Here is a 12,979-nt window from a genome sequence, read left to right on the forward strand (position 1 = left end):
GCCGGGCTGGTGGCCCGGCGAGGCTTTGCAACGCTGCAGACGCGATTTTTCAGCCGCAACCCGCAAGGCATGGCGTTGCCATGCGGTGCCGTGCAAAGACTATGAACGGGTTCTGAGAACCTGTTTGCGATCTTTTCGCAAACCGCCTCCAGGCAGTCGCCAACTCCCCAAGCCCTGTCGCCAGGGATTACCCTGAGATCGTCGCCGCATTTTTTGTATACAGTTTCTGGATGCAAAAAATGCGGAATGACGCTTGAAAGGAAAGGCCATGTCCTCCGAGTCCCCACGCGCCGTGGATGAGAAACTGCCCGCCCTGCGGCTGGGCGCCCTGGGCCTGCAGCACGTGCTGGTGATGTATGCCGGCGCAGTGGCCGTGCCGCTGATCGTCGGCCGAGCGCTGCAACTGGGCGCCGAGGAGATCGCCTTCCTGATCTCGGCCGATCTGTTCTGCTGCGGCCTCATCACCGTCATCCAGGCCCTGGGCGCGACGCGCTGGTTCGGCATCCGGCTGCCGGTCATGATGGGCGTGACCTTCGCCGCCGTCGCGCCGATGGTGACCATCGCGCAGAACCATCCCGGTCAGATCGGCGCGCAACTGCTGTTCGGCTCGGTGATCGGCGCGGGCATCGTCTCCATCCTGATTGCGCCGCTCGTCTCGAGGATGCTGCGCTTTTTCCCGCCGGTGGTCACTGGCACCATCATCGCGGTGATCGGCATCAGCCTGATGCGCGTGGGCATCAACTGGATCTTCGGCACGCCCTCGGGCCCGACCGCCCCGCTGGTGGTGGACCCGGCCCACGCCCAGTGGCTCGCGCAGATGCAGGTAGCCGGCACGCCCATTCCGCCCGGCCTGGCGCTCTCGCCGACCATGCCCAACCCGCGTTACGCGCACCTGGGCGCGGTCGGCATCGCATTTGCCGTGCTGCTGACGATCCTGCTGCTGGCGCGCTTCGGCAAGGGCTTCATCGCCAACATCTCGGTGCTGCTGGGCATCATCGTCGGCGGCATCATCGCCACCGCCACCGGCTACATGCACTTCGACAAGGTCGGTGCGGCGCGCTGGGTGGATATCGTCACGCCGTTCCACTTCGGCATGCCGGTCTTCGATCCGGTGCTGATCCTGACCATGTCGCTGATCATGGTGGTAGTGATGATCGAATCGACCGGCATGTTCCTGGCATTGGGGGAGATGACCGGCACCCGCATCTCCCAGCAGGACCTGGCGCGCGGGCTGCGCACCGACGGGCTGGGCACGCTGATCGGCGGCATCTTCAACACCTTTCCATACACCAGCTTCTCGCAGAATGTCGGTCTGGTGGCGATCACCGGCGTCAAGAGCCGCTTCGTCTGCGTCGCCGGCGGCATCATCCTGATCGTGCTGGGCCTGCTGCCGAAGATGGCGGCGCTGGTCGAGTCGCTGCCGGGCATGGTGCTGGGCGGCGCCGGCATCGTGATGTTCGGCATGGTGGCGGCCACCGGCATCCGCATCCTCGGCGGGGTGGACTTCAAGGGCAACCGCCACAATGCGATGATCGTGGCCGTCTCGATCGGCATCGGCATGGTGCCGCTGATCGCGCCGCGCTACCTGCAGTGGATGCCGCACGCCATCCACCCGCTGATCGAATCGGGCATCCTGCTCTCCTCGATCACCGCGGTCGTGCTCAACCTCTTCTTCAACGGCGCCAGGAACGACCTGGACGCGACCATCGCCGCAGCCAGGAACATGGACGCGGCGCATTGATATTCCTCTGACACCCCGCTGACAGCCGACTGGCACGCCGGCCGGCAGCCCCACCGGCACAAGGGCCGGCGCAACAGGGGCGGCGCGTTGCCGCTATCATCCCCCATCCCCACGCCGACGGCCGTGGGGATTTGTCCTTGCCCCGCACGCCGCGCGCCGCACAGCGCCCGGTCTGCCCTGGCACCCCCATCGTCCGCCAGTCGCCCACCCAGGTGCGTCTGCGCCCTTTTTGCCCGGAGCCCATCTTGCTGCGTTGGTTTGAACGTCTGCTGCCTCCCTTCCCCCCGGCCGAGCCGGCTACACCGCCCAAGGGCATGCTGCGCTTCGTCTGGGCCTGCACACGCGGCTCGCGCCGCTACATCGCGCTGCTGGCGGTGCTCAGCGCCACCGTATCCATCTATGAGGCCTGGCTGTTTGCCTTCCTCGGCCAGGTAGTCGATCTGCTGGCGCAATGGCAGAACGACCCGAATGCGCTGGCCGAGCACCGCACCGCGCTGTGGGGCATCGCCATCGTCATGCTGCTGAGCATCGTCGCGGTGACGCTGCGCACCACGCTGCAGCACCAGACGCTGGCCATCAACCTGCCACTGCGGCTGCGCTGGAACTTCCACCGCATGATGCTGCGCCAGAGCCTGTCGTTCTTCGCCGACGAATTTGCCGGGCGCGTGACCGCCAAGGTCATGCAGACCGCGCTGGCGGTGCGCGAGGTGCTGATGACCTTCAGCGAGATCGTGCTGGGCATCGGCGTGTACTTCATCACCATCGTGCTGCTGGCCGGCAGTTTCGATGTCCGGCTGATGCTGCCCTTCATCAGCTGGATCGTGCTGTTCGGCGCCACCATGGCCTACTTCGTGCCGCGCCTGGGCAAGGTCGGCCAGCAGCAGGCCGACGCGCGCTCCTCGATGACCGGGCGCATCACCGATGCCTATTCCAACATCACCACCGTCAAACTGTTCTCGCACACGCGGCGCGAAGCGCAGTTCGCGCGTGCGGCGATGGAGGATTTCAGGCTGACCGGCTACCGCCAGATGCGGCTGATCAGCGGCTTCGAGATCATCAACCAGGTGCTGGTGGTGGGCCTGACGCTGGGTGCGGGCGGCTATGCGCTGTGGCTGTGGCAAGGCGGCGCGGTCGGCGCCGGCGCGGTGGCCGCGGTGGTCGCCATGAGCCTGCGCGTCAACGGCATGTCGCACTGGATCATGTGGCAGATGGCCACGCTGTTCGAGAACATCGGCACCGTGCAGGACGGCATTGCCACGCTCACCCGCGCCCAGCAGGTCACGGACGCCCCCGGCGCCCGCGCGCTGGAGGTCACGCACGGCGAGGTGGTCTTCGATGGCGTGCATTTCGGCTACGACCCCGAGCACCCGATCATCGACGGCCTGAACCTGACGGTGCGCCCGGGCGAGAAGATCGGCCTGGTTGGCCGCTCGGGCGCGGGCAAGTCGACTCTGGTGAACCTGTTGCTGCGCTTCTACGATGTCGATGGCGGGCAGATCCGCATCGATGGCCAGAACATCGCCCAGGTCACGCAGGACAGCCTGCGCAGCGCCATCGGCATGGTCACGCAGGACACTTCGCTGCTGCACCGCTCGATCCACGACAACATCGCCTACGGCCGCCCCGACGCCAGCGAGGCCGAGGTCCGCGCAGCGGCCCGGCGCGCCCAGGCCGACGGCTTCATCGAGACGCTGCAGGACCCCAAGGGCCGCCACGGCTATGACACCATGGTCGGCGAGCGCGGCGTCAAGCTCTCGGGCGGGCAGCGCCAGCGCATTGCGATTGCCCGCGTGATGCTCAAGAACGCGCCCATCCTGCTGCTCGACGAGGCCACCAGCGCGCTCGATTCGGAGGTGGAGGCGGCCATTCAGGAAAGCCTCAACGCGATGATGGAGGGCAAGACCGTGATCGCCATCGCGCACCGCCTCTCCACCATCGCGGCGATGGATCGGCTCATCGTCATGGAGGCCGGCCGCATCGTCGAGCAGGGCAGCCACGCCGAATTGCTGGCCCGGGGCGGCATCTACGCCAAGCTCTGGCAGCACCAGAGCGGCGGCTTCCTCGGCAGCACGCGCGACGTCTGAGCGTGCTCAAAGTCTGGACGCGCTTGGCCGTTGTGCCTCAAGAATCGTCGCTGCAAGGCGCATCGCCTGGTGGGGCACGCATGATCCTCGAAAAGATCATGAACAGGTTCTGAGGCCGGCCCTCCTTCAGAGGCTCCGATTCAGTGGGCCCCGGCGCCGGCATCCGCGCCAGCCGTCCCGCGGGCTGGCGCATTGGCCAGCCATACCAGCGGCACCAGCAGCAGGAACAGCAGCGCCGAACCCAAAAACACGTCATTGGCGGCCAGCATGTAGGCCTGCTGGTTGACCATGCGCTCCATCTGCATGAGCGCCTGCTGCGCGCCCATGCCAGCGGCCTGCATGCCATGCAGGAACTGCCCCGCCACGCCATCGCCGGAGCCCAGTTGCTCGACCAGGCGTGCATGGTGCAGCGTGGCGCGGCGTTCCCACAACGTCGTGGCCACCGAGGTGCCCACGGCACCCGCGGTGATGCGCAGGAAATTCGACAGGCCGGAGGCCGCCGGCACGCGCTCGGGCGGCAGCTTGCCCATGGTGAGCGTGATCAGCGGAATGAAGAAGAAAGCCATGCCGACACCCTGGATCAGGGTCGGGACCATGATGATGCCGAAATTCACCTGGGTGCTGAAGTGCGAACGCATCCACAGCACCAGAGCGAACACCAGGAATGCGAAGGTGGCGTACCAGCGCGGATCGACGCGCTGGATCGTCTTACCTACCATCGGCGAGAGCACGATGGCCAGCAGCCCCACCGGCGCCATGGCCATGCCGGCCGAGGTGGCGGTGTAGCCCATGTACTGCTGCAGCCACAGCGGCATCAGCACCACATTGCCGAAGAACAGCCCATAGCCGACCGAGATCGCCAGCGTACCCGCCCAGAAGTTGCGCACCTTGAAGAGCGACAGATCCACCACCGGATGCGCCTCGCCAAGCTCCCAGACGAGGAAATAGATGAAACCGACCACCGCCACCGCAGCACAGGCCACCACCACCGGCGAGGCGAACCAGTCGTGCTCCTTGCCGATGTCCAGCATGATCTGCATGGCCGCCACCCAGATCACCAGCAGTGACAGGCCGATGGCATCGATGGGGAGCTTGCGCGTGGCCGTCTCGCGGTTCTTGAAGATGGCCCAGGTCGCCAGCGCCGAGGCGATGCCGATCGGCACGTTGATATAGAAGATCCAGGGCCAGGTCATGTTGTCGGTGATCCAACCGCCCAGCAAGGGCCCGGTCACCGGTGCCACCAGGGTGGTCATGGACCACATTGCCATCGCCAGCCCGGCCAGGGCCCTGGGATAGCTCGAGAGCAGCAGGGCCTGCGACAGCGGAATCATCGGCCCGGCGACGAAGCCCTGCAGCACGCGAAAGGCGATCAGCATGGTCATGTTGGGTGCCAGCCCGCACAGCCAGGAGGCCAGCACGAACAGCGCCACGCTGGCCACGAACAGCCGCACCTGGCCGAAGCGCTGCGACAGCCAGCCGGTCAGCGGCACGGCAATGGCGTTGGCGACGGCAAAGCTGGTGATGACCCAGGTGCCCTGGTTGGTGCTCACGCCCAGGTCTCCGGCGATGGCCGGCAGCGAGACGTTGGCGATCGAGCTGTCGAGCACGTTCATGAACACCGCCGCCGACAGCGCCAGCGTGCCCCAGTTGCGGGCCGCGCCGCTCAACGGCTCCAGCCGGGCCGGCTGCGGCGCGGCCGCCGGCGGTGTTGCGGGCGATGTTGCGGGCGGTGCGACCGGCGTGGCAACCGCGCCGGCAGAAGATGGGGAGGCCATGGTACTCATCCGGCGTGGCGTGGCATCGGCACATCAGGCCGCATTGCCGGCGGCAGCGGATGCGGGTGTGGATGCGGGCGCGGCCTGCCGGCCGAGATTCGCCGCGATCACGCGGGCGACGGCGGCCTCGGCGCCTTCGTCCTGCGCGGCATAGACCGAAGTCTGCAGGGTCGGCTGCGAACGTGGCGCATCCGCCAGCAGCTTGCCATCCTGCTGACGGATGTCGACCCGGACATCCATCGACAGCCCCACGCGCAGCGGGTGCTCGTCCAGTTCGGCGGCGTCGAGTGCGATGCGCACCGGCACGCGCTGCACCACCTTGATCCAGTTGCCGGAGGCATTCTGGGCCGGCAGCAGCGCAAACGCCGCACCGGTGCCGATGCCAAGGCCCTGCACCACGCCCTGGAAGCGCACATCCTTGCCGTAGAGATCGGCCACCAGCTCGACCGGCTGGCCCATGCGCAGGTTGCGCAACTGGTTTTCCTTGAAGTTCGCATCAACCCAGAGCTGGTGCAGCGGCACCACCGTCAGCAGCGCGGCGCCGGCGGCCACGCGCTGGCCAATCTGGACCGAACGCTTGGCCACATAGCCATCGACCGGCGCCAGCAAGGCGGTGCGCTGGCGCGCGAGGTAGGCCTCGCGCAGCCGGGCCGCGGCCACCTGCACCACCGGGTGCTGCTCCACTGCCACGCCGTCGGTCAGCGCACGGTTGCTGGTCAATTGCTCGCGCGCGGCCCTGACCCCAGCCTGTGCCGCGGACAGGGCCGCCTGCGCGGCGTCAAGCTGGCTCTGGGCATGGCTGAGTTCCTCGCCGGAGACGGCGCCATGGCCGGTGAGCGACTGGCGGCGCCGCAGGTCGGCACCAGCCCGCGCCACGTCGTTGCGCGCCCGCACCACCTCGGCCTCGCGCAGGCTGACCTGCGCGGCCAGCGAGTCGTTGTTGGCGTACAGCGTACGCACATCACGCACGGCCTTGGCCAGGCTGGCTTCGGCCTGGACGTAGGCCAGTTCGGCATCCGCCGGGTCGAACTGCACCAGCACCTGGCCGGCCCGCACGAAATCGGTCTCGTCCGCCAGGATGCTTTGCACCGTGCCGGCCATCTGCGGCGAGATCTGCACCAGATTGCCCTGCACGTAGGCGTTGTCGGTGCTCTCGTAACGGCCGGCCGCCAGCCATTCATAGACGGCCCAGGCGACGACGGCCAGCACCAGCAGGACCGTCAGGCGCACCAGCAGCCGACGCCGGCGCGCCGCCGGATGGGTGGCCTGCAGGGCTTCGGGGGAAATATCGGATGTACTCATGGCGAAATGGGGTGGAGATGGGGCTGGTGGCTTGCGACAGGCAATGACGGAGAAAGCGGGGCAGGAAATGGGGCGGGGAATGGCGTATCGGAAGGCTCATAGCCGCCGCCCAGCGCATGCGCCAATGCCACGCGCGCCTGCAGCGCGCGTGCCGCCAGGTCGACATGTTGCCGACGTTCGGCGAGCACTGCGGCCTCGGTCGTCAGAACGCTCAGGTAAGGGGTGAGGCCGGCTGCGTAGCGTGCACGGGCGATCTCGTAGGCGCTCTGCGCCACCTCGAGTGCCTGCTGCTGCTCGCGCTGCTGGCGGGCAATGGCCTCGATGGAGGCGAGCTGGTCGGCCGCCTCGTGCACCGCGGCAATGATGGCCTGGTTGTAGCCTTCGACGGCAGCGTCATGGTCGGCCGCGCGCGCGCCCAGGTTGGCGCGCAGCCGGCCACCTTCGAAGATCGGCAGGCTGATGGCAGGCCCGACGCCCCATTGCCGGCTGCCACCCTCGATCCAGCGGCCCAGGTCCAGGCTGGATAGCCCGAGAAAGGCCGTCAGGCTGACGTTCGGATAGAACGCGGCACGCGCCTCTTCGATGCCCTGCTGCGCCGCCTCGACACGCCAGCGCGCCGCCACCACGTCGGCGCGGCGGCCAAGCAGATCAGCCGGCAGGCTGCCCGGCAGTGCCGCCATGCGCAACGCAGGCAGGTCGGTGGCCACCAGTTCGGGGGCGCTCTGGGGCGTGCCGATCAGGGCCGCCAGGGCATTACGTGTCAGGGCAATCTGTTCGTGTATCTGCTCGATCTGCGCACGCGCCTGCGGCAGTCCGCCTTCGCTCTGGCGCAGTTCCAGCACCGCGTCCAGACCGGCATCGAAACGCTGCCGGACGATGTCCAGCGTTTCGCTGCGCTGCGCCAGCGTGCGCTCGGCCACGTCCAGCTGGGCCTGCCAGCGTGCCAGCTCCACGTAGGTCTGCACCACCTGGCTGGCCAGCAGCACCCGGGCGGCCTGGGCATCGGCGGCGGCGGCGCGGGCGCTGCCGATGGCCGCCTCCAGCGCCGCGCGGTTCTGCCCGAACCAATCCAGCTCCCAGCTCGCACCCAGCTGCGCCAACGCGTTGTTGGCGACCGAACCGGCCAACGGCGCGGGCACCATGCCATGCGCGGTGAAATGCTGGCGCGTCACGCTGGCCTCGCCAGCGAGCTGCGGCCAATCGTTGGCGCGCACGGCACCGGCCTGGGCCAGCGCCTTCTCCAGCCGGCTTTGGGCCAGACCAATGGCGGGATTGCCGGCCAGCGCCTGTTCCACCAGTGCGTCGAGCCGGGCATCCCCCAGCTGGCGCCACCAGTGCGCGTTGATGGCATCCACGGCATCCACCGTATCCGGAGCTGCCGTGTCTGATTCGGCGCGGGACCCGGAAGTGGCCTGCGGCACAGGCAGGCCCAGCGACGCCGCGCTGCGCAGCTCGGCTTGAGGGTCGATCCCAGAGAAATCGGCGCAGGCGGCCAGTGCGCTGGCCAGTACCGGCAGCCACAGCCATGCCAGCGGGTGCCGGTGCCCGCTCGCACTCGCAGAGGCGGGGACCGGCGCAGCGGTGCAACCACCGGCGCCATACCGTGAGGGGGTTTTCGTCATGATGGTGTCAGACTGTTTTTTCGTCCGCGCAAGCACTGCTTGCGCATGCCGGCTGCGGCCACCCGGCGTTCTCGATGGTGCTGAGAATGCGCTGCAGATAGCCCTTGAACTGCGCCACTTCCTGCTCGGAGAAACCCTGCATGGCCAACTGGTTGACCTCCCGCAGCAGCGCCGGCACGACCTCGACGGCCTGCCGCCCGTCCTCTGTCAGTTCGATGTGGATGACGCGCCGATCGTCGCGGGATCGCCTGCGCACAATGAGACCCTTGGCCTCCAGACGATCGAGCAGGCGCGTCATGCCCGCCGCGTTCTGCATGCAGCAGCGCGCCAGCTCGGCGGCGGTGCAGGCATCGCCGGTGTGGAGAAACAGCATGGGAGCCCATTGCGCGTCCGTCAGGCCCACGCCAACCATGCGGCGGTCGATCTCGGAGCGCATGCCTGTGAGGATGGCGCGCATCAGCCAGCCGACACTGTCACGGTGGCGGGCCGGTCTGGAACGACCAGGGCCGGCCTGGGCTTCCTTCGAAGTGGTGGGTGATGACATAGGGGCGCGATATTACTTGATCAGGCAATTATCTGCATGTCATCAATGCGACTGGGGGCATGCGATGCCATGTCCCTGAAAACAGGCCCAGCGCCCTCTGCCCCATGGAACCATGGAAAAAGGGCATGCCGGTCAGCGGCATGCCCTTGGAAAGATTGGCGGTATCGCGGCCCGGTCATGGACCGCGCCGTTGCACGACGGCGTCGAACCACGGCGCCGAACCACGGCGCCGAAGAGCTGCGCTCAGAGCGTGTTCAAAGTCTCGGCGCGCTTGCCGTTGTGCCTGGAAAATCGGGGCAGCGGCGTTGCAAATCCTCGCCGGGGCAACGTGGCCCGCGAAAAGATCGTGAACAGGCTCTCAGATCGGCAATGCCACCAGATCGTGACCGCGCGCCTCGACGATCTGCGCCCGCGTGAATTCACCCACTTTCAGCGTCTTGCTGGCCTTCTGCGGTGGCAAGAGGTGGACGATGCCATCGATCTCCGGCGCATCCGCGAAGCTGCGTCCGCGCCCGCCCTTGCGGCCCAGCGCGGGTGCATGGTCGATGAGCACCTGCATGGTCTGGCCCACGCGCCGCTGCAGTTTCTGCGTGGAGACACGCTCGGCCACGGCCATGAAGCGCGCCTGGCGTTCCTGGCGCAGTTCGATCGGCAGCATGCCGGGCAACGCGTTGGCAGCGGCACCATCGACGTCACTGTAGGCAAAGCAGCCGGCGCGGTCGATCTGGGCTTCCTCGACGAAGTCCAGCAGGTGCTGGAATTCCTCCTCCGTCTCGCCGGGGAAGCCGGCGATGAAGGTGCTGCGCACCACCAGTTCCGGGCAGGCCTGGCGCCAGCGCTGGATGCGCTCGAGGTTCTTCTCGCCACTGGCCGGCCGCTTCATGCGCTTGAGGACATCCGGGTGGCTGTGCTGGAAAGGCACATCCAGATAGGGCAGCACCTTGCCTTCGGCCATCAGCTCCACCACCGCATCGACGCTGGGATAGGGGTAGACGTAATGCAGCCGCACCCAGGCACCATGCTGCGCGGCCAGTTCGCCCAGCGCCTGCACCAGCTCGTGCAGGCGCGTCTTCACCGGCTTGCCGTCCCAGAAGCCGGTGCGGTATTTCACATCCACGCCATAGGCCGAGGTGTCCTGGCTGATCACCAGCAGTTCCTTGACGCCACCTTCGAACAGTGCGCGCGCTTCCTTGAGCACATCGCCGATCGGGCGGGAGACCAGATCGCCACGCATCGACGGAATGATGCAGAAGGTGCAGCGGTGGTTGCAGCCCTCGCTGATCTTCAGGTACGCGTAATGCTTGGGCGTGAGCTTGAGGCCGGCCTCGCCGAAGCCGCCGGGCACCAGATCGAGGAACGGATCGTGCGGCTTGGGCAGGTGCGTGTGCACCGCATCCATCACCTCCTGCGTGGCGTGCGGGCCGGTCACCGCCAGCACGCTCGGGTGCATCTGCTGCACCAGGTTGCCACCGCCCGCGCCAGCACGGGCCCCCAGGCAGCCGGTGACGATCACCTTGCCATTGCCGGCCAGCGCCTCGCCGATGGTGTCCAGGCTTTCCTTGACGGCATCATCGATGAAGCCGCAGGTGTTGACGATCACCAGATCGGCGCCCTCGAAGGTCTTGGCGGTCTGGTAGCCCTCGGCACTGAGCTGGGTGAGGATCAGTTCCGAATCGGTCAGGGCCTTGGGGCAGCCAAGGCTGACGAAGCCGACCTTGGGCGTGGCGGCTGGGGCATTCGCGGAGGCATTGTGGTTCATGGGGAGCGTGGGCAATGTCGTTGTTTCGTGCGGGAGCGGCCGGGCAGTACTCCCGGGCCGCCCCAGAACAGGAGGCGGCGGTCGGGTCGAATGGGCTCGGCATTTCCGCGAACCCGCTATTGTCGCTGTTTCGCCATATCCGGGTCTTTATCTTTGCCACAGGGCCCTACCGCCGCCGGCGGGCGACTCCGCACAAAACCATGGGACGATCGCGGTGACGGCCACAGCCATCACCGGCAGGCGTGCACTTTGCAGTTATGCTGCAACTCCCGGATCCAGCGGCCACGCCCGGGACCATATCCCTGACCGCCATTGCCAAGCAGATGCCCCAGCCTTCCATTCACGTCATCGTCATCGGCGCCGGTTTCGGTGGCCTGCAGGCCACCCGCGCGCTGCAGAAGATGCCGGGCGTGCAGATCACGCTGATCGACAAGACCAATCACCACCTGTTCCAGCCGCTGCTCTACCAGGTTGCCACGGCCGGCCTGGCCGCACCGTCAATCGCGGCGCCCGTGCGCTCGCTGATGCGCCGGCACCCGCAGGTGCGCACGCTGCAGGCCGAGGTCACGCGCATCGATGCCGCAGCGCGCCAGGTCACGCTCGCCGATGGACAGAGGCTGGACTACGACTGGCTGATCGTCGCAGCCGGTGCAACGCACAGCTATTTCGGCCATGACGAATGGAGCCCGCATGCGCCGGGCCTCAAGACACTGCGCGATGCCTTCGACATCCGCCGCCGCGTGGTGGAAGCCTTCGAGCGTGCCGAGCTCGAGCCCGATCCAACCCAGCGCGCCGCGCTCTTGAACTTCGCCGTCATCGGCGCCGGCCCCACGGGTGTCGAGATGGCCGGCACGCTGGCCGAGATCGCGCGCCATACGCTGCGCGGCGAGTTCCGCAGCATCGATCCGGCCCAGGCACGCATCTACCTGATCGAAGGTGGCCCTCGGGTGCTGCAGACCATGCCCGAGCACCTGAGCCAGCGCGCGCTCGAACAGTTGAACAAGCTGGGCGTGCAGGTGCTGCTGGGCGCGCGCGTGAGCCACATCGACGCGCACGGCCTCGAATACCTGACGGCCCCCGATGCACCGGCCACGCGCATCGAAAGCCGCTGCATCGTCTGGGCCGCGGGCGTGGCCGCATCGCCGCTGGGCCAGGCGGTGGCTTCGGCCACCGGCGCTGCGCTGGACCGCGCCGGCCGGGTGATCGTCCAGCCCGATCTGACGGTGGGTGCCGATGGGCGCATCTTCGTCATCGGCGACCTGGCCGCCGCGCAAAGCCATGTCCCGGGCCGCGCACCCGAGCCGGTGCCCGGCGTCTCGCCAGCGGCCAAGCAAATGGGCCAGTTGGCCGCGGCCAACATCGCCCGGCAGCGCCAGGGTCAGGCCACGCAGGCCTTTCGCTACACCAACTACGGCAACCTCGCCACCATCGGGCGCCACGCCGGGGTGGTGGACCTGCCCACGCCATGGGGCCGCAATCTGCGCTTCTCAGGCATGCTGGCCTGGCAGTTCTGGCTGTTTGCGCACGTCTACTTCCTGATCGGTTTTCGCAACCGGCTGGTGGTGCTGATGGACTGGGCCAGCGCCTACTGGACCTTCCGCCGTCATGCCCGCGTGGTGGCCAACCTGCCGCCCACGCGGCCGCCCGGGGATGCTGCGCCGCCGCCGGCGACCGATGCCTCCTGACTGCGCCGCCGCTCAGGCCACCTCGTGGAGACGCTGCCAGACCTCGGGAACGTAACCGACGGTCCACTGCGGCGCCTGCCCGGCGCGCGCCCAGCGCACCACCGGACGCTTGATCAGGCTCAGGTGTTCCAGCATCACCGCCTCGGCACTGGCGGCATCGACCACCGATGCCTGGGTGGCGGCATCGAGCTTGCGCCAGGTGGTGCCACGGCGGTTGAGCAGCGCTTCCCAGCCGAGCGCCCCTACCCATTGGCGCAGCGTGGCGGCATCGAGCCCCTGCTTCTTGAAATCATGGAACACAGGCTCCACGCCCTGCTCCACAAGCCATTGGCGGCTTTTCTTGACGGTGTCGCAGTTCGGGATGCCATAGACATGGACGGCGGCGGTGGAGGACGGTGCGGTGGACATGGATTCAGGTTCAGGTGCTTGCATGGAAGAAGTGATGGGCGACGGTGGCGCTGTGGGGC

Annotated in this window: 9 protein-coding genes; 3 read left to right on the forward strand and 6 right to left on the reverse strand. The window is 67.7% G+C overall.

What is annotated here, in order from left to right:
* Window positions 1-268 precede the first annotated feature (268 nt).
* Window positions 269-1,741 (forward strand): nucleobase:cation symporter-2 family protein, encoded by a 1,473-nt coding sequence (locus EV687_RS06275; RefSeq protein WP_122231949.1) that lies wholly within the window; start codon window positions 269-271, stop codon window positions 1,739-1,741.
* 245 nt (window positions 1,742-1,986) lie between these two features.
* Window positions 1,987-3,825 (forward strand): ABC transporter ATP-binding protein, encoded by a 1,839-nt coding sequence (locus tag EV687_RS06280; protein ID WP_122231976.1) that lies wholly within the window; start codon window positions 1,987-1,989, stop codon window positions 3,823-3,825.
* A 140-nt stretch (window positions 3,826-3,965) separates the two neighbouring features.
* On the opposite strand, the gene EV687_RS06285 is transcribed toward EV687_RS06280, so the two are convergent.
* The 5 genes from EV687_RS06285 to rimO form a co-directional block, all read right to left on the reverse strand.
* The gene (locus EV687_RS06285) at window positions 3,966-5,609 is read right to left on the reverse strand and encodes a DHA2 family efflux MFS transporter permease subunit (RefSeq protein WP_122231948.1); all 1,644 of its coding nucleotides are present in this window, start codon (window positions 5,607-5,609) and stop codon (window positions 3,966-3,968) included.
* A 24-nt stretch (window positions 5,610-5,633) separates the two neighbouring features.
* On the reverse strand, window positions 5,634-6,902 hold the full coding sequence (locus EV687_RS06290) for an HlyD/EmrA/EmrK family protein (RefSeq protein WP_122231947.1): 1,269 nt from the start codon (window positions 6,900-6,902) through the stop codon (window positions 5,634-5,636).
* Window positions 6,899-8,524, reverse strand: a complete 1,626-nt coding sequence (locus EV687_RS06295; protein ID WP_122231946.1) for an efflux transporter outer membrane subunit — start codon at window positions 8,522-8,524, stop codon at window positions 6,899-6,901. Before EV687_RS06295 ends, EV687_RS06290 begins: the two co-directional genes overlap by 4 nt.
* 7 nt (window positions 8,525-8,531) lie before the next feature.
* Complete coding sequence (locus EV687_RS06300) at window positions 8,532-9,068, reverse strand: MarR family winged helix-turn-helix transcriptional regulator (protein WP_122231945.1); 537 nt, start codon at window positions 9,066-9,068, stop codon at window positions 8,532-8,534.
* Between the two features lie 358 nt (window positions 9,069-9,426).
* Complete coding sequence (gene rimO / locus EV687_RS06305; protein ID WP_122231944.1) at window positions 9,427-10,827, reverse strand: 30S ribosomal protein S12 methylthiotransferase RimO; 1,401 nt, start codon at window positions 10,825-10,827, stop codon at window positions 9,427-9,429.
* A gap of 323 nt (window positions 10,828-11,150) precedes the next feature.
* Between rimO and EV687_RS06310 the strand changes: the two genes are divergently transcribed.
* Window positions 11,151-12,512 carry an NAD(P)/FAD-dependent oxidoreductase gene (locus EV687_RS06310; protein WP_122231975.1) on the forward strand — a complete coding sequence of 454 codons (1,362 nt, stop codon included), beginning with the start codon at window positions 11,151-11,153 and terminating at the stop codon, window positions 12,510-12,512.
* A 12-nt stretch (window positions 12,513-12,524) separates the two neighbouring features.
* Here EV687_RS06310 and EV687_RS06315 read toward each other — a convergent pair whose 3' ends face one another.
* A complete protein-coding gene (locus tag EV687_RS06315) occupies window positions 12,525-12,920 on the reverse strand; it encodes an ArsC family reductase (protein WP_122231943.1) in 396 nt (131 codons plus the stop codon).
* Between the last annotated feature and the right edge of the window lie 59 nt (window positions 12,921-12,979).

Origin of the sequence: Corticibacter populi (assembly GCF_004217315.1) — a bacterium.
In the GTDB taxonomy this organism is placed as follows: domain Bacteria; phylum Pseudomonadota; class Gammaproteobacteria; order Burkholderiales; family Burkholderiaceae_C; genus Lampropedia; species Lampropedia populi.

Bases quoted from the DNA above. Each gene is read 5' to 3' on its own strand.
- EV687_RS06275 (WP_122231949.1), top strand. From the start codon at position 269: ATGTCCTCCGAGTCCCCACGCGCCGTGGATGAGAAACTGCCCGCCCTG.
- EV687_RS06285 (WP_122231948.1), bottom strand. From the start codon at position 5,609: ATGAGTACCATGGCCTCCCCATCTTCTGCCGGCGCGGTTGCCACGCCG.
- EV687_RS06290 (WP_122231947.1), bottom strand. From the start codon at position 6,902: ATGAGTACATCCGATATTTCCCCCGAAGCCCTGCAGGCCACCCATCCG.
- EV687_RS06295 (WP_122231946.1), bottom strand. From the start codon at position 8,524: ATGACGAAAACCCCCTCACGGTATGGCGCCGGTGGTTGCACCGCTGCG.
- EV687_RS06300 (WP_122231945.1), bottom strand. From the start codon at position 9,068: ATGTCATCACCCACCACTTCGAAGGAAGCCCAGGCCGGCCCTGGTCGT.
- rimO (WP_122231944.1), bottom strand. From the start codon at position 10,827: ATGAACCACAATGCCTCCGCGAATGCCCCAGCCGCCACGCCCAAGGTC.
- EV687_RS06310 (WP_122231975.1), top strand. From the start codon at position 11,151: ATGCCCCAGCCTTCCATTCACGTCATCGTCATCGGCGCCGGTTTCGGT.
- EV687_RS06315 (WP_122231943.1), bottom strand. From the start codon at position 12,920: ATGTCCACCGCACCGTCCTCCACCGCCGCCGTCCATGTCTATGGCATC.